This is a genomic window from Brevibacterium sp. (assembly GCF_052105255.1).
In the GTDB taxonomy this organism is placed as follows: domain Bacteria; phylum Actinomycetota; class Actinomycetes; order Actinomycetales; family Brevibacteriaceae; genus Brevibacterium; species Brevibacterium linens_B.
The window spans coordinates 1-15,861 of the sequence record NZ_JBQDYQ010000043.1 but is presented as its reverse complement, the minus strand read 5'-3'; the positions used below and the strand labels follow the sequence as shown (position 1 = coordinate 15,861).

The following is a 15,861-nucleotide window of genomic DNA, read 5'->3' as shown; positions in this document are numbered from 1 at the left end:
CTCGGCTGCCGACACTCGAGGAGGAGAGCTTGTGGTGAACCAGCCGCAGACCGATGTCGCCGGCACAGGCACAGACATCTGCGCCGGCAACACCGGAATCGGGACCCGCTGGCTGAACGGTGCCGTAGCCAGCGGAAGCGTGGCAGCGACTCTTCTCGCCGCCTCGGCGATCGTCTCTGCGCTCTTCGAACCTGCCATGGTGACGGTGGTCGCGGTGGTCGCGGTTTTAGCCGTCGGGGCCGGTCCGCGCCTGCGCCTTGGTGGGCCGTGGACGCCAGCCGATACGGTGACGGCTTGTCGACTGGCTCTGATCGTCGTCTGCATCTGCCAGATCATCCACTCACCTCCCGGTCTGAACTGGTCCGCCGTGATCATCGGTGCACTCGCGCTGGCCCTCGACGGACTCGACGGTTTCGTTGCCCGCCGCACCCAGGTCACCGAGGCGGGAGCCGGATTCGACGAAACGGTCGATGCCCTGTTCATCCTCATTCTCGGCCTCGCCCTCGTCCCGATGTGGGGGTGGTGGACCGCTTTGCCGGGCATGTACTACTACGCCTTCCGCTTCATCACAGTGTTGCGTCCCCAGTGGCAGCAGCGATTGCCGTTTTCACAGATGCGCAAGGTGGTGGCCGCAGCGCAGGGCATTCTTCTCATCACGGCGGCCTCTCCCCTGGCCCTCGCCCACGAATGGGTGGGCTTCGGTGCGGCCGGACTGGCCCTGGCCGCGCTGACCTGGTCGTTCGGCCGCGATATCGTCTGGCTGGAACGACATGCACGGTGACCGCCATCGGCCCTCCTATACTGCAGGAATGACGTCGAAGCGCACCGGCACCGGGTCCGAATGCATGGAGGCAGGCCCGGTGAGTTCACTGCCCACGGAGCATGGCACGTTCTCGATCAAATCGTTCACGGCCGGCACAGCCACTCATGTGGTCCTGACGATGGGCGACCCGGCCGGTCGTGCGCGACCGCTGGTCCGCGTGCACAGCGAGTGCCTCACCGGTGATGCTCTGGGTTCGCATCGGTGCGACTGCGGGGACCAGCTCGATGCTGCATTGTCTGCCATCGCCGCCGAGGGACACGGAATACTCGTCTATATGGCCGAACATGAAGGTCGCGGAATCGGGCTGGCCGCGAAGCTGCAGGCATATGCGCTCCAGGATGAGGGCATGGACACTGTCAGCGCCAATCGTGCCCTCGGTCTGCCCGACGATGCCCGTGACTATACTGCGGCGGCAGCGATTCTGCGTGAGCTCGGCTGCCCGCGAATTCGACTGCTGACCTCGAATCCGAGCAAACAGCATGCGCTCGAGGATCTGGGCATCGAGGTCGTTTCCCGTGTTCGGGTGCATGTTGCCGACCGGCCGGAGAACAGCGCCTATCTCACCAGCAAACGGCTGCGGATGAACCACGATGTTCCGCCTGCAGCGAAGACAGACGAATCGCGGACTCAGCTGCCCGGAGTCGACGCGGACATCTACGCAGCTCTGACCGCGAACGAAGAGGTCATCGCTCAACTCGCACAGAGTCAGGACGGGTTCATCGCGACCCGCACCGGCGATGCCTGCTTCGTCTCCGGGACCACCGATCGGACCCATCTGCACCGGATCCGCGCACACGTGGGAGCCGTCCTCGTCGGGGCCCAGACCGTCATCGCCGATGATCCGCAATTGACCGTGCGTGCGGTGCACGGCCCCAACCCGGTGCGCGTCGTCCTCGACCCTCATGCCCGTGTTCCGGTCACGTCGACGGTGCTGAGCACCGGCCCGACCCCTACGGTGTGGCTGATCAGCTCCGAGGAGACTCCCGGTGCGGAGGTCGGTGACCACGTTCGCGTGACCCGCCTTCCGCCGGCGGCGTCCCCGCAGGACATCATCGCAGTCATCCGCAGTCAGGTGGCGGGGTCCGTCCTCGTCGAGGGAGGCGGACGCACGGTCTCGTCATTTCTTGCTGCGGGCGCCCTCGACCGCCTTTTCCTCACCACCGCTCCGGTCTTCATCGGTGATGGTGTTCCGGGCATCCGCTTCCACGGGTCCGAGGTGATGGCGAAGGCTCTGCGGAGACCGTTCCGTCGCTTCGAACTCGGTGATGACATGTGCACCGAGTATCTGCTCAGTCCGGCTGCGGTTACTCGTTCGCAATCGAGTCCGGATATGCCGGTGTACGCTTCTGTCGCGTCCCCGCAGTCCATACGGTGACGATTCCGGGCAGGGTCGAGATCATCGCGAGCAGACCGTAGCCGGTCGAGGCTGTCACTGCGGTCCCCATCGATACGGAGATCCCGGCCGCAATGAGGCTGACGCTGAGTTCGCGCACTCCCCATCCGCCGACGCCGATCGGGATGCTCATCGCGGCGAGTCCGACGACCGCGAGCACCGGCACGACGGGTCCCTCGAGTGCTGCCATGGCGATGATGAAGAGCACGAAGAGGGCCGACATGCCCAGTGCCGAGGACAGCCAGATGGCGAGGCTGCGCCGCCAGGCCATTCCGCGCATCCCGCACACGGAGAGGGCCAGGGTCGTCACGGACACGGCTGCGGCCATGAGCGCCAGTCGGCCGGAGATGTCGATGAGACTGAGCGCGGCGGTGGCGAAGAGCAGCGTCGTGGTGCTCAGTCGTTCAGTGCCGACGGCGGCCAGCGGGGACAGCCATGTCTTCGCTCCGGTGTGACGGTAGACGGCTACGCGGGCCGCATCCCCGCCGAGCCCGCCGGGCAGGACCGTATTCAGCAGTGACGAGGAGTAGCAGTCGGCGAGTGCCTGTGCCCAGGAGATGGCAGTGCCTCTGTGTGCGAGCAGCAGTGCCCAGCGGTGCGCCTGGGCGCCGGTCATGATGAATCCGCAGGCGAGCGCGGCGAGGACCGTCCAGACGTTGAGGACCTGCCAGCCATCGACGAGTGCTTGAGCGCCGACGACTCTCACGGTCAACGCCAGCAGCGCGACGGTGATGGCGAGCATGAGCGCCCTCTTCGCCCAGGTCACGTCGTTTCGGTCCCGGTCGGTGTGGTGATTGCGCGAACCGTTGGTGTCTCTCGTTCGCATGCACGGCCGACGGCGTCGATGAGCACGTCGAGGTGGTCGACCCTGACGCTGAGCCCCGAGCCCAGTTGCTTCTGCCGCTGTGTCCACCAGTCCTCTGCGACTGCAGAGAGCCCGGGACGCTCATCAACGGCTGCGTCGAGTCGTTCGGAGAGGAATCTGTTGAGGAAGGTCCGGTCGGCTGGAGCCGCGAGACGCCAGGGGCTGGGGCCCTCGACTGCGGTGAGTCCGTGCCTTCGGGCAAGGTCCATGAGGCGTTCGGGTGCATGGTGACCGAGCCTGCCGTCGCGATGCTGGTGGGCGGTGAAGGCTGCATCGATGACTGCATCGCTGGGATGGTCCGGGTCAAGCTCCCACCCGTCGACGATGCTGAGCAGAAACAGCCCGAGGCCGTCGTGGTCGTCGAGAGAGCGAACGACGGCGGTGAGGTCTGTTTCGGTGAGAACGTCGAGGAGGGCGCTGCAGGTGAGCAGCAGCCGGGATCCATGGAATTCCGATGCGGCGAGCAGCTCAGAACTGAGAGTCGGGAGGCCGGCGATCGGGGCGCAGATCGGGCGAGCGTGCGGAAGCGCCGCTGCCGCATAGTCGAGAGAGGCTTGGTCGGAGTCGAGGAGGATCCAGTTGAGTTCCCAGTCGGGCAGCCGAGCACGCAGCGCAGCGTCGAACCACAGGGCCGAGTTCCCGGTGCCCGCCCCGATGTCGATGGCGAGCAGACGCTTCTCGTCCGATTCCGCTTCTGCACTCAGTCGTGCAACTGCATGATCGATCAGATGCAGCGACTTCTGACGCGCCGCGTCATCGACGGGACGGCGCAGATCCAGCCAGTCGGGTTCGGCCGCAGTCACGAGGTTCTCCTTTGGCTTCCGTCCGTCGGGCGGGGCGGTCCGGGCAGTTCGGCCGCGACCGGTGGTGCGGCCGGAGGTGAGTGTTCGGCTGTGATGCGCACGACCGCGGCGGCGGTGTCGGCCCAGGAGCGAACGGCGTTGGGGCGATTCCGGCGTGCTGATTCGGCAAGTTCGGTGCGGAACCTGTCGTCGGTCAGCCAACGGTGCAGTGCCTGTGTCCACGCCCCGAGGCGCCGCGGAAGGACGAGTCCGGCGCCCAGGGGCTCCTCGGCTCCGGTTCCGGCGGTGACGAAGGCGGGGATTCCGGCCGCGGCCGCCTCGGCGACGACCAGCCCGTACGCCTCCGAGCGTGATGGCAGCAACAGCAGATCGGCGTTGCCGTACAGAGCGTCGATGCCGTCGGGGCTGAGTTCTCCCACGATGTCGGCCCTGCCCTCGGGCAGGTCACGGCAGGCGGCCTGCAGCCGACGGCAGTAATCTGCGTCCGCGTGCGGCCCGGCGAAGGTGACCCGCCATGGCAGTTCCACGGCCGTTTCGTCTCTTGCCCAGGCATCGGCTCGTGCCGAAGACCGGGCGGTCAACTCGGCCGCCGCTTCAGCGATGAGCAGCTGGCCTTTGTTCTTCTCGATTGCGCCGATGCAGACGAAATGGCCCCCGTGGTCGCCTGAGCTCTGTGGGCGGGCAGGGTTTCCGGGCACTGCCACCTCGGTGCGGATGCCGTACCGGGACTCCAGGCCTGCGGCTGTGAACCGGCTTGTGGTGATGACCACTGGTGCGTCGCGGACGACCTGCCGTTCGCGATGGCGACCAGCGCTGTCGTCATTGTCTGCCAAGCAATGGAAGAGCGGGATGAGCGAACCCGGCCCGCCGCGGTGCGCGAGCGCAGGATCGGTCATCAATTCGGGCAGAGCGGTGGCGATGAGGCCGTCGAGGAGGACGGGTCCCGTCACGGCGGCCATGAGACTCTGCACCGCTTCTGTCTCGGCTCGTCCCGGCTCGGCCCAGGAGCCGGGCACCGAATGGAGCGCGATCCTGGACCCGGCTGCCGCGGCGAGCGCTCGGTTGAATGCCGCTCCCCCGCTGATGCGACCGAGGTCGGGTTCGATGAGGTGAAGGCTCACGTCCGCTCCGGAACGGTATAGGTGATCGCTGCGCGCGGATTCTCCCGCAGCTCGATGCTGATGCCGATCTCGGGTCGCTCAGTCAGAGATTCGGCCAGCTTCCGTCCGATGTGTTCGGCGACGGCTTCGGTCGTGCTCAGTCTCTCGGAGAAGTCAGGGTGTTCGTCGAGATTCGTATAGCGCAGAGGGGTCAGAGCCGCGTCGAGCAGGCTCATGGCTTCACCGATGTCGAGGACGACGGAATGCTCGTCGAGGCTCGCGCGGGTGAAGGTAGCCGAGACTTCGAGAGTGGCACCGTGCAGGCCTTGGGCGGGACCGAAGAATTCGTCGGGCAGGCTGTGGGCGATCATCACATGGTCGTTGACTGTGAGTCCGAACATTGTCTTCTCTTTCTTCTCGGGGCAGGTCGGGTTCTTCGCCGCCGGGCGGCAGAGGCATGTAGTTCGACGCATCCTCGGTGCCCGGAAGTCGGTCAGCGGGTGTGGGCGCCCGTGTAGTCGATGACATGACAGAGCGCGGACCGGGCGGGGCCGCTGCCGTCTCTGTCGCTGCCGCTGAGTTCGTCCATGACCGTCGGCAGCTCTCTCCAGCCGGAGATTCCGGTGATCAGGGAATCGAAGCGGTCATCGTTCAGAGCGGACAGTGCGGCGCTCATCCGTTGGGCGCGGGTGCGGCGCGTTCGGTGTCCGGCGGCAACCTCTCCGACCTGCGAGGCGATGATGCTTAGTCGGCGGGCGTGGAAGTCGGCGCCGAGGGGCACGCTGGGGCTGTCGCTGCCGTACCAGGATGCTTCGATCACGGTGCCGTCGTCACCGGTGATCTCGAGTCCGCGAGCCAGCCCCACTTGGCTCCCGGAGGTATGGATGACGACGTCGCAGTCGGCGGAGGCATCGTCCGGCGCGACCGCATTGAGGCCGAGGTCGGCCAGCAGTGTGCGACGGTGTGGGTCGGTCTCGACGATTTCGAGACGGTCGAGCGGCAGTCTGGAGGCCAGCAGTGCGGTGGCCGTACCGATCATGCCCGCACCGATGACGGCGACGCGGTCGGCGAAACGCGGCGGCTGCTGCCAGAGGATGTTGAGGCCGGTTTCGACTGCGCCGGCCAGCAGCGCCCGATGATCGCTGATGCCCTCGGGAATGAGGTGGACATCCTCGGTGGTCACGATGTGGTGGGAGTGGTGCGGCAGCAGGCCGAAGACCCGAGCACCGATCCAGTCCCGCGGTCCTTCGTCGACGATGCCGACACCGAGGTAGCCGTACGACACCGGGAACGGGAAGTCTCCGAGTTGGTGAGGAGCCCGCATCAGGGTTTCGACGCGGGCGGGGATGCGACCGGTGTGGACGAGAGATTCGGTGCCTTTCGAAACCGCGGAGGCGGTGGTGGTGATCCGCAGCTCGTTCCCTGAGTCGGGATTCGCGCGCGGGGTGGGCACTTCACGCCAGCCCCCTTGCCGGGCGGCTTCGGTCCAATACTGCCAAGCCATATCTCGATCGTACAGGCGCCCCTGCCCTGCGGTGTGCCCCGACGACGCCGGTGACCGTGGTCAGGCTGATAGCCGGCGACCGGACCACTACCCTGGGGCCATGACTGATTTCCTCAAACTGCGGAAGTCCGCCCCGGACGGTTTCTTCGCCGCTGAGGCCGCCGGGCTGAGATGGTTGGCCGAACCGGGTGTGGTTCCCATCGTCGACGTCATCGATCATGGTGTGGATTTTCTGCGGCTGGGCCGTCTCGACGAGGTTGGTCCCTCCGCCGAGGCGGCCGCTTCCTTCGGTCGCAAGCTGGCCCGACTCCACGATGCGGGTGCTCCCGGTTTCGGTTGGTCACCGGCTCCGCAGTCGTTCTTCGGCCCCCTCGACAACCCTTTCGAAGTGCGCGCCGAGTCCGTCGACGATTTCACCGGCTATTGGGTCGAGCAGCGTCTGCGCCCTTTGGTCACTGCGATTGCCGGGGATCTCACGGGCGAGGATCGGGCCATGGTCGTCTCGGCGACCGATGCCATCGCGTCGGGAGCCTTCGCCGGGATCTGCGGTGAGGGCGAGGAGGCACCGGCGCGCGTCCACGGCGATCTGTGGGCAGGAAATCTCATGTGGACGCCGGACGGGGTCACTCTCATCGATCCGGCCGCACACGGCGGTCACCGACTGGAAGACCTCGCCCTGCTCGCGCTCTTCGGCACCCCGTTCCTCGAAGAGATCTTCTCCGGCTACGAACGGGCCCACCCGATGCCGACAGGCTGGCAGGAGGACCTGCCTGCGCACAGCGTCTTCGCTCTTCTCGCTCATATCCGCCTGTTCGGGCACGGGTTCGTCGGGCAGACGGTCCGTGCCGCCCGGTCGATCATCGCCCGGGCGGAACAGCTGGACCGGTGAGGTCACTTCAAGGAGATCTCCACCGGGTCGGAGAACAGTCCGCCGGCGAAGGTCAGCTTGTTCGGGTCAGCGTCTTCGGGCACATCGAAGACGAGCGCACCCTCGGCGGTGTTTCCGGGGTTGATCTCTTCGAGGAAGAGGATGTTGTTCTCGGTCGCATAGATGCCGGCTTCTGAATCCGCAGAGTAGGTGTTGCCGTCCTCATCACCGAGTTTGATGTCGTCTTCGAAGAAGAAGTTCGGATCCGATCCGGTGTTCTTCACCGACAGTTCGATCTGGACGAACTGTCCCTGTGCCTGGGCGTTGAGGAATTCGTCGCCGACCTGTGAGACACCATCGTCGACCTTGGCGACGGTGATCTCCCAATCATCGGCAGCCACGGTGTCTCCGATACCGTACGAAGCTTCTTCGGCAGGCTTGTCCGCGGCTTCCTTCTCAGCGGCCTCATTCTCCGCAGGCTCCCCCGAGTGTTGAGCGTCGGATGAGCCGCTCTCCGCAGTGCTGGTGTCGTCTCCCCCGCCTCCGATCGCGCTGGCTACGGCGGTGATGACGATGATGACGAGCAGCCAGAACCACCAGCGCTTCAGCAGCGGCTTCTTCCGTTTCGGCGCCTTCTGGCCATAGGGCTGCTGCGGGTAGCCGCCAGCTCCGTAGGCAGGTGCGTTCGGTGCGGGTGCCCACTGCTGGTGGTCGTAGTTCTGAGCTGGCTGCTGGTGGTGGGTGTTGTGAGGGGGCTGGTGCTGCGGGGACCATTGGTGCTGCGGCTGTGGTGACTGCGGCTGCTGCGGGGTGTTCTGGGGATTCCGCGAGTGGGACATGACGCTCCTTCGAAGCTGGATCTGACTGACTGCTCCAGCTTCGTCCGATCTAAGCCCCGGCACGTCCGCAATCGGGCTGGATCACTCCAGCCGAACGGTTGACTTCGTCCAGCCTGAAGGTGGACTACGCGTGTCAGCCCTCGCGGTTACGATTCTCTTGTGTCAGAACAATCCGTCCCTCGCCGCAGAATCCCACGCGGCGTGCGCATCGCCGCCAGCATCCTCGTCGGCGTCATTGCCTACCTCTTCGGGTTCTTCACCTCGTCGATGGCGGTGACGGCGAACGCCTGGGCCTTCTCCGACGGGAAACTCAACGACACCGGACTCGTCGCCGTCCTGCTGCTGTTCCTCGTGTGGGGGCTCGTCTTCCTCCGTCACCGATGGCCGTGGGTGCCCTTCGTCGCTGGTGGACTGCTCACCGCGGGTTGGGGTGATGCGCTGATGCTGCTCATTGCGATCTTCCACCTCGTCATCCGAGCACCCCGGCGGCAGGCGATCACCGCCTCGGCGGTGGGCACCGGACTGATCGCGTTCTCCACATTGAGGATGTGTCTGGCACCGGTCGAGCACAATCCCTTCAGCATCTTCTTCCTGCCCGACCCCGCTCAGGTCACGGGCCTCGAGGCGACCATCCCGCCGGAGGATTCGCACTTAGCGATCAGAATCATCACGATCGCGGCCGGAGTCATCGGGTTGTGTACGGCCCTGGGCGTCGGCGCGCTGCTGCGGCGGACTCGTCGGATGACAGCGGTCGAATCGATCGCCGAACGTGAAGCCCTGCGCAATGAGTCGCTCACCGCCGAGATCGCGCGGCAGTCCGAACGAGAGCTCTTGGCACGCGAGCTTCACGACACGCTCTCCCACCGGCTGTCGGTGATCTCTCTGCACACCGGTGCCCTTGAGGTCGGAGCAGGCACCGACCCCGAAGTCGCGTCGACGGCGTCTGCCCTGCGGGAGGAGGCCCGTGCGTCCATGGAGGATCTGCGCCATCTTGTCGGTGGCGTGAGGAACGGCAATCTGGCTTCTCCGCGACCGGGCCGTGGCGGCTCGTCACCGCCGAGCCGCGCGACGATGTCAGCGATTCCCGAGCTCATCTCATCCGTGGCCTCCACCGGTACACTCATTCGCCCGCTCATCGTCATCCAGGACGTGGAATCATGCCCGCCTGCGCTCGACCGTGCGGCCTATCGCATTGTTCAGGAGGCTCTGACGAACGCGATGAAACATGCTCCGAGCCTGCCGGTGACGGTGGACGTTGCCGTCTCGGCAGCTCGCGGAATCCGGATCTCGGTGAGCAATCCGCTTCCTCATGGTTCAGGTTCGGTCGATGTTCCGCCTCGCCCTCGATACTCACCGAGTTCTGCGCGTGAACCCGGTGCCGGTGTGCCCGCTGACGGATGGTCGCCGCCCGGGTCGAATCCGGTGCCGCAGCGAGCTCACCTGGGGTCGGCCGGGTCGGGATCCGGGCTGACCGGCATCCGGGAGCGCGCCGCGATGTTCGGCGGCGAAGCCTCGATCGGGGTGGTCGGCAATGAGTTCCGCGTGCAGGTGAGCTTCCGATCCTTCTCAACTCCGAACTGATTCGCACCCGGTTCGGGTCGAGTAGGATCTCGCCGGACTGATTCGTGTCCTGTCGGATCGTGGGCCGACAATCGCCGAACGGTCGATGTGGAACTGGGACTTCAGCACTCCGACGAGCCGTGACACTGGCCTCGGGTATTGTGACGTTCATGAACCAAGCCGCCCCGATCCGAGTCATGGTCGTCGATGACGACCCCATGGTCATCACCGGGATCACGGGAATCCTCCAGGCGGCCGAAGACATCGACGTTGTCGCTTCGGCATTGAGCGGGGAGGAGTCCATCGAAAAGGTGTCTCGGCACTTTCCCGATGTCGTACTCATGGACATCCGGATGCCGGGAATCGGCGGGATCGAGGCCACGCAGCGTCTGCTCAACAGCGTCCGACCGCCGAAAGTGGTGTCCCTGACGAGCATGAGCAGTGACGATCACCTCTTCAACGCGCTCGAGGCGGGGGCCGCCGGATACCTGCTCAAAGACATCGGTCCTGTGGAACTCGCCGCCGCAGTCCGCAAGGTCCACGCCGGTGAGCCCATTCTCGCCCCGCAGTCCATGCGGCAGGTCATCGCCAAAGTCAGGTCGAGCTCCGATCATCGTCTGCAGCAGGAAGCCGTGGCACTGCTGTCGGAACTCACCGACCGCGAGCGCCAGGTCGCCGACCTCGTGGCCGAAGGTCTGTCGAATCAGGAGATCGCCGAGGAGACATTCATGAGTCTGGCCACGGTCAAGACTCACCTCAACCGGATCAACGTCAAACTGGACACGAACAACCGCGTGCGCATCGCCACGATGGTGGTTCGTGCCCGCGGGCGCTGACCTCAACAATGCGACTGGTGGTTGCCTCGGGGATCCCTCGCAAGAATTCACCGTTTCTTTATCCCCCACAGCAGAAGTGATTGCCCATTCCGTCTAAAATCGACTCTGATGGTTGCTGAACGCTATGTCGAATCCGAGAAGACGATCAGCAGCCCCTCAGATCGCAGTCAGTGGACAGAACGAGCACAGGGGTTGCTGTCCTGGGCAACCTCATTCTGGGTCTTGGCGATCGCCTTTGTCATCGTCACAATCGCTGCGGCCGGTCCCCTGCGAGTCTGGGACTACAAGCTCAATCGACGATGGCTCTATCTCTTCGAACCCGACCTCGTCTGGTTCTTTCAGCACATCCTCGATCCCATCGCCGGTCAGGCCGTCTGCCTTCCCGTTCTGGTGATCACCGCGATCGTGCTGGCACGCAGACGCCGGTCCTGGCGACCGATCGTCTTCGCGATCGCCGTCGAAGCGGCTTTCTATCTCGGCGTCGGTTCGCTCAAGGTCCTCCTCGCCCGACCGGCGACGACCCTGCACGATCCGCGGTTCTTCCACGGCGGTCTGATCGAGATCGGCGGCCGTGGAATCAGCTACCCATCCGGGCACGCGGCCGAAGCCGTACTCATCTATGGTGCTGTCGCCTACCTCATCGCCACTTACAGCAACGTCACCACTCGAACCGTGCGCCTGCTGTGGTGGGGTGTCGCCGCGGTCAGCGTGAATTCAGTGGTCGTGTCCTTCACCCTTGGCTGGCACTGGGCCACCGACCTCATCGGGGGGCTGCTGATCGGCGGAGCATTCCTGCGACTGCTCGCCATCGCCGACAGACGAATACCCGATCTCAACACCTGAGGGCTGTCACAGCCAGGAGTCGTCGAGGTCTGTGAATGTCGTCGCCCTGCTCTCCACGAGATCGAACCATGGTCCGGTCTGCGGCAGTTCGTGGGCGAAGAAATACCGCGCCGCGGCGATCTTGCCGTTGAGGAACGCCGAATCGCCACGTGCGCCAGCGGTCGCTTCGGCCACCATTCCCTGCTGCAGCCACAGCCACGCCATGGCTGTGTGGCCCACTGCTTCCAAATAGGTCCACGCATTGTCGAGGGCCACCATGGGATCTCCGCTCGACCACACTGCGGCGGTGACGGATTCGATCCGATCGACGGCTGACGTCAGCGCCGCGGTCTCAGCGGACCATTCGGAGCGATCGGCCGCCTCGGCGAGGGTCTCCCGCATCTGCTCCAGCAGCACCTGCAGACCTTCCCCGCCTTTCATGATGACCTTACGGCCCAGCAGATCCTTGGCCTGGATGCCGTGCGTGCCCTCGTGGATCGGGTTGAGCCGATTGTCGCAGTAGAGCTGTTCGACATCGTGATCGCGGGTGTATCCCGCTCCGCCGAGCACCTGAATGGCGTGGTCGTTGGCTTTCAGGCACCACACGCTCGGCCAGGTCTTGACGATCGGGGTGAGCACGTCCAGCAGCAGTGCGGCACGATCGCGCTCCGTCTGGGTCTCAGCGGTTTCGGATTCGTCGAGCAGACGTGCGGCATAGAGGATGAGTCCGAGTCCGCCCTCGACGTAGCTCTTCGACGACAGAAGCATGCGCCGGACATCGGAGTGCTCGGCGATCGGGATCGGCTCACCATCGGATCCCTTCGCACCGTCGGGACGACCCTGGCGGCGGTCGCGGGCATAGCGGAGGGCATCGAGGTACCCGTGGTAGCCCAGTCCGACCGCGCCTGCTCCGACGCCGATTCGAGCCTCGTTCATCATGTGGAACATGCAGGCCAGCCCCTTGCCCCGCTCCCCCACGAGGTAGCCGACCGCACCCGCGGCACCGGCCGGTGTGTGCGCCCCCTCGCCGAAGTTGAGCAGAGTGTTCGTCGTTCCGCGCCATCCCATCTTGTGGTTGAGCCCGGACAGTACGACATCATTGCGTTCACCGAGGCTGCCGTCGTCGTCGACGAGGTACTTCGGAACGAGGAAAAGGCTCAGACCTTTGACACCTGACTGGTCACCCTCGGCACGGGCCAGGACGAGATGGACGATGTTCTCCGAGAGTTCGTGATCGCCGCCGGAGATCCACATCTTCGTCCCGTGGACGCGGAAGGCATCGTCGCCGCTGCCGGGATCCGGTACAGCTTTTGTGGTGACGTCGCCCAATGAGGAGCCGACCTCGGGTTCGGACAGGCACATGGTGCCGAAGAAGCGGCCGTCGAGCTCGGGCACAACGTACTTCTCGATCTGTTCTTCAGTACCGTACTCGAGCAGCAGATTGGCATTGGCCATGGTCAGCATCGGGTAGCTGGCGGTGCCGATGTTGGCCGCCTGGAACCAGGTGAAGCAGGCCTTCGCGATCGTCTGCGGCAGCTGAATGCCGCCGACGTTCTCATCCATCGTCGCCGACAGCAGGCCGATGCCGGCGAACTGGTCGAGCGCAGACTTGATCTCAGGAATCAGCGTCACCGCGGTACCGTCGAAAGTCGGTTCGTTGAGGTCGGACTTTCGTGCATGGGTCGCGAACCATTCCTTGGCAAGCTCCTGGCTGGCTTCGAGCACGGAGTCGAAGACCTCACACGAATGGTCGGAGAAGCGAGGTCGGTCGCAGAGTTCGTCGACCTTGAGCCAGTCATAGAGTTGGAACTCGATGTCCTTGGCGGAGAGGATGGATTCTGTCGCAGTCGTCAAGACGCCGTTGCCTTCGATCTGTTCGGTCACAAGACCAAGCTATGGCTAATCGTTCGTTAAGTAAAGCGATTCGCTCTCTCACGGTGCAAGGATTCGGCTGATGCCCAGCTGTGAGGCGTTCAAGAGCGCCAATATCGGCCAGGGGCAGAAAGTCGGCTACCGAGAGGACAGTTCCGAGGAACGGCTGCAAGCCACGGCTGAGCACGAAGGAGTGAAGCTCTACCGCAATCCCGACGGTTCACATCTCGCCGTCGACGAATCCCACTCGAGCTACGATGACTGAACATCGGCTCAGTATCCGGCGCTGCGTCTGCAAGCGAGGCACCCCCTGGACGAATCAATGAAAACGACTATGGTCACGAGTACAGCGTCTTCGCAACAGTGAGGTGGTGACAGATGACCGACCAGACTGATTCACAGAAGAAGGTCGACAAGATCAACGACAAGCTCGACGAGCTCGGGGCGAGGGCCAGCGGACCCGATGTCGCCTATGGCGCGACTCCCGGATATGCCGACGATGTATCCGAAGAGGACCTGGAGAAGCTCGCCGAAGCGGAAGGTGTGACCCTCCGACGCCTCCCGGACGGCTCGCATGAGGCGATCGACGAGTCCGCCGTGACTCCATCCTCGGAGACTTCGAACGCCGAGGATTCCACGCCGTCAGCTGAGAGCTGATTCGTCGGCTCGAGCGAACATCGACAACCCGGTACACGGTCATCCATGTGCCGGGTGTCGCTGTGCCCCAGGTAGGATCACCGGGGCCACGGCGCCACGCCGCACAGTCGGCGGAACAACGATGCTGATATGAAAGGCAGAACCTATGCCCTCCCCCGCCGCCTCGCCTGCGCAGACCTCCGCGACGAAGACGGAGCCGTCAGGCTTCCTCCGGATTCTGCGCAACTACCGCTTCCCGATCTTCATCCTCACAGGTGTGATCGTCGGCGCCATCATCGGCCTTGTCTTCGGAGATCACGCCACAGTCATCAAGCCGTTCGGCACTCTGTTCATCAACATGATGTTCACCCTCGTCGTGCCGCTGGTGTTCTTCTCCATCTCCTCCGCGGTCGCGGGAATGTCCTCGGCCGCGCGACTGGGCAAGATCATGGGCAGCATGCTCGGCGTCTTCGCCGTCACCGGCATCATCGCCTCCATCGGCATGGTCGCCGCTCTGCGCATCTTCAACGCCACCGACGGCGTCCAAGTGGAGATGCAGGAGCCGGAGAACGTCGAGGAAGTCGGGTCCATCGGTGATCAGCTCGTCCAGACCGTCGTCGTCGACGACTTCTCGAAGATCCTGTCCGCCGAGCACATGCTCGCCCTCATCGTCTTCGCCGTCATCGTCGGCTTCGCCACCAGCAGGATCGGCGACGCGGGCAAGCCGTTCGCCAAGTTCCTCAACTCCGGCACCGAGGTGTTCCTCAAGTTCACCTCGATCGTGATGTACTACGCCCCGATCGGCCTCGGTGCCTACTTCGCCGCTCTCATCGGTGACCTCGGCTCCCAGCTCGTCGGGGACTATGTTCGCGCTTTCCTCGTCTACTACCCGGTGGCGATCGCCTACTTTATCCTCGCGTTCACGTTCTACTCCTTCCTCGCCGGCAGCCGCCGAGGCGTGTCTCGGTTCTGGGGCAATATCCTCGAGCCCACGGCGATCTCCTTGGGTACGTCGTCCTCGGTGGCGGCGATCCCGGCGAACCTGCGTGCAGGAGAGAAGATCGGAGTCCCCCGCGACATCCGGGAGACGATCGTGCCGATCGGCGCCACGATCCACATGGAAGGATCGAGCCTGTCCGCGATCCTCAAGATCGCTTTCCTCTTTGCCGTGTTCCAGCGCGACTTCTTCACTCCGGAGAACATCCTCATCGCCATCGCCGTGGCGCTGCTGGGGAATGGTCATGGCAGGAATCCCCGCCGGCGGCTTCATCGGCGAGCTCATGATCATCACCCTCTACGGCTTCCCAGCAACGGCGCTGCCGATCATCCAGATCATCGGAACCGTCATCGATCCGCCGGCCACCACGGTCAATGCGGTCGGCGACCAGGCGAGTTCGATGATGGTCGCTCGCATCCTCGATGGAAAGGACTGGATGGATCGGACAGAGGACGATCACGATTCGGTTCCGTAACCGCTGTGAATCTGTCACAGTCCGGAATCCACGGATTCGGACAAGACTTCTTCTGACGGAATGTCTCGGAGATGTCATCGCAATACAATAGAACCTCCGTATTTCCGACGACGCGTCTCAGCTTCTGTTCAGGCTCGGGGAATCGGCTCTCACCTGGGATGACGATACTCGATTCCAGCAATGTTCCTGTTCCGGAAGAGGAGAAGTCACCATGCCCGCCTTCATCAGCACTTACGCCGCAAAGTGGGGCGTCGCTGCACTAGCTGGTCTCGCATCTCTGGGCCTCGCAGTCGGTCCGGCATCGGCCTCCGTTGATTCAGCGCCCCCGTTACCTTTTAAGTAGCCCCAACATCCGTCAGGATAGAAAGGGGTCGCTGGCCTGAGGACCCCGGCATGATTAATGCCCCCAGTCATGGGCGTGAACCCCTGGAAGTGGACACATCAATGTGTACTATCAGGCGGCAATGT

The 15,861-nt window shown here is 64.3% G+C and carries 16 protein-coding genes and 1 pseudogene; 10 read left to right on the top strand and 7 right to left on the bottom strand.

What is annotated here, in order from left to right; translation table 11 throughout:
* Window positions 1–34: 34 nt before the first annotated feature.
* Window positions 35–781, top strand: a complete 747-nt coding sequence (locus ACTIIH_RS11810) for a CDP-alcohol phosphatidyltransferase family protein (protein WP_229568964.1) — start codon at window positions 35–37, stop codon at window positions 779–781.
* Window positions 782–809: 28 nt separating this feature from the next.
* The gene (ribA, locus tag ACTIIH_RS11805; RefSeq protein WP_441451958.1) at window positions 810–2,198 is read left to right on the top strand and encodes a GTP cyclohydrolase II; all 1,389 of its coding nucleotides are present in this window, start codon (window positions 810–812) and stop codon (window positions 2,196–2,198) included.
* Here the strand turns inward: ribA and ACTIIH_RS11800 are convergent.
* From ACTIIH_RS11800 to ACTIIH_RS11780, 5 genes are all read right to left on the bottom strand, one after another.
* A complete protein-coding gene (locus tag ACTIIH_RS11800) occupies window positions 2,128–2,958 on the bottom strand; it encodes a lysylphosphatidylglycerol synthase transmembrane domain-containing protein (protein WP_162909151.1) in 831 nt (276 codons plus the stop codon). The genes ribA and ACTIIH_RS11800 overlap by 71 nt on opposite strands.
* Before the next feature lie 20 nt (window positions 2,959–2,978).
* On the bottom strand, window positions 2,979–3,884 hold the full coding sequence (locus ACTIIH_RS11795) for a hypothetical protein (protein WP_229568965.1): 906 nt from the start codon (window positions 3,882–3,884) through the stop codon (window positions 2,979–2,981).
* Entirely contained in the window at window positions 3,881–5,005 is a 1,125-nt protein-coding gene (locus ACTIIH_RS11790; RefSeq protein WP_441451955.1) for a glycosyltransferase family 4 protein, read from the bottom strand. The genes ACTIIH_RS11795 and ACTIIH_RS11790 overlap by 4 nt, the downstream gene beginning before the upstream one ends.
* Window positions 5,002–5,385 carry a 6-pyruvoyl trahydropterin synthase family protein gene (locus ACTIIH_RS11785; protein WP_229568967.1) on the bottom strand — a complete coding sequence of 128 codons (384 nt, stop codon included), beginning with the start codon at window positions 5,383–5,385 and terminating at the stop codon, window positions 5,002–5,004. Before ACTIIH_RS11785 ends, ACTIIH_RS11790 begins: the two co-directional genes overlap by 4 nt.
* A gap of 92 nt (window positions 5,386–5,477) precedes the next feature.
* Complete coding sequence (locus ACTIIH_RS11780) at window positions 5,478–6,488, bottom strand: zinc-dependent alcohol dehydrogenase (protein ID WP_229568968.1); 1,011 nt, start codon at window positions 6,486–6,488, stop codon at window positions 5,478–5,480.
* 100 nt (window positions 6,489–6,588) lie between these two features.
* On the opposite strand from ACTIIH_RS11780, the gene ACTIIH_RS11775 reads away from it, so the two are divergent.
* A complete protein-coding gene (locus ACTIIH_RS11775; protein ID WP_441451953.1) occupies window positions 6,589–7,377 on the top strand; it encodes a fructosamine kinase family protein in 789 nt (262 codons plus the stop codon).
* A 2-nt stretch (window positions 7,378–7,379) separates the two neighbouring features.
* On the opposite strand, the gene ACTIIH_RS11770 is transcribed toward ACTIIH_RS11775, so the two are convergent.
* On the bottom strand, window positions 7,380–8,195 hold the full coding sequence (locus ACTIIH_RS11770) for a DUF4352 domain-containing protein (protein ID WP_441451951.1): 816 nt from the start codon (window positions 8,193–8,195) through the stop codon (window positions 7,380–7,382).
* A 159-nt stretch (window positions 8,196–8,354) separates the two neighbouring features.
* Between ACTIIH_RS11770 and ACTIIH_RS11765 the strand changes: the two genes are divergently transcribed.
* The 3 genes from ACTIIH_RS11765 (at window position 8,355) to ACTIIH_RS11755 (ending at window position 11,434) form a co-directional block, all read left to right on the top strand.
* On the top strand, window positions 8,355–9,776 hold the full coding sequence (locus ACTIIH_RS11765) for a sensor histidine kinase (RefSeq protein ID WP_441451949.1): 1,422 nt from the start codon (window positions 8,355–8,357) through the stop codon (window positions 9,774–9,776).
* 149 nt (window positions 9,777–9,925) lie between these two features.
* Window positions 9,926–10,591 carry a response regulator gene (locus ACTIIH_RS11760; protein WP_441090942.1) on the top strand — a complete coding sequence of 222 codons (666 nt, stop codon included), beginning with the start codon at window positions 9,926–9,928 and terminating at the stop codon, window positions 10,589–10,591.
* A 108-nt stretch (window positions 10,592–10,699) separates the two neighbouring features.
* Window positions 10,700–11,434, top strand: a complete 735-nt coding sequence (locus tag ACTIIH_RS11755) for a phosphatase PAP2 family protein (RefSeq protein ID WP_441451946.1) — start codon at window positions 10,700–10,702, stop codon at window positions 11,432–11,434.
* Window positions 11,435–11,440: 6 nt separating this feature from the next.
* Here the strand turns inward: ACTIIH_RS11755 and ACTIIH_RS11750 are convergent, their stop codons facing one another.
* Window positions 11,441–13,297, bottom strand: coding sequence for an acyl-CoA dehydrogenase (locus ACTIIH_RS11750; protein ID WP_441451944.1), 1,857 nt, complete (start codon window positions 13,295–13,297; stop codon window positions 11,441–11,443).
* A gap of 70 nt (window positions 13,298–13,367) precedes the next feature.
* On the opposite strand from ACTIIH_RS11750, the gene ACTIIH_RS11745 reads away from it, so the two are divergent.
* The 4 genes and pseudogenes from ACTIIH_RS11745 to ACTIIH_RS11730 all read left to right on the top strand — a co-directional run bounded on the left by ACTIIH_RS11745 (window position 13,368) and on the right by ACTIIH_RS11730 (window position 15,393).
* Complete coding sequence (locus tag ACTIIH_RS11745) at window positions 13,368–13,550, top strand: hypothetical protein (RefSeq protein WP_441451942.1); 183 nt, start codon at window positions 13,368–13,370, stop codon at window positions 13,548–13,550.
* A 113-nt stretch (window positions 13,551–13,663) separates the two neighbouring features.
* Window positions 13,664–13,942: a hypothetical protein gene (locus ACTIIH_RS11740; protein WP_441451940.1), complete on the top strand. Its 279-nt coding sequence runs from the start codon at window positions 13,664–13,666 to the stop codon at window positions 13,940–13,942.
* 145 nt (window positions 13,943–14,087) lie between these two features.
* Window positions 14,088–15,092: pseudogene (locus ACTIIH_RS11735) on the top strand (dicarboxylate/amino acid:cation symporter); the annotation flags it as partial.
* 64 nt (window positions 15,093–15,156) lie between these two features.
* On the top strand, window positions 15,157–15,393 hold the full coding sequence (locus ACTIIH_RS11730; RefSeq protein WP_441451973.1) for a cation:dicarboxylate symporter family transporter: 237 nt from the start codon (window positions 15,157–15,159) through the stop codon (window positions 15,391–15,393).
* The last annotated feature ends 468 nt before the right edge of the window (window positions 15,394–15,861 follow it).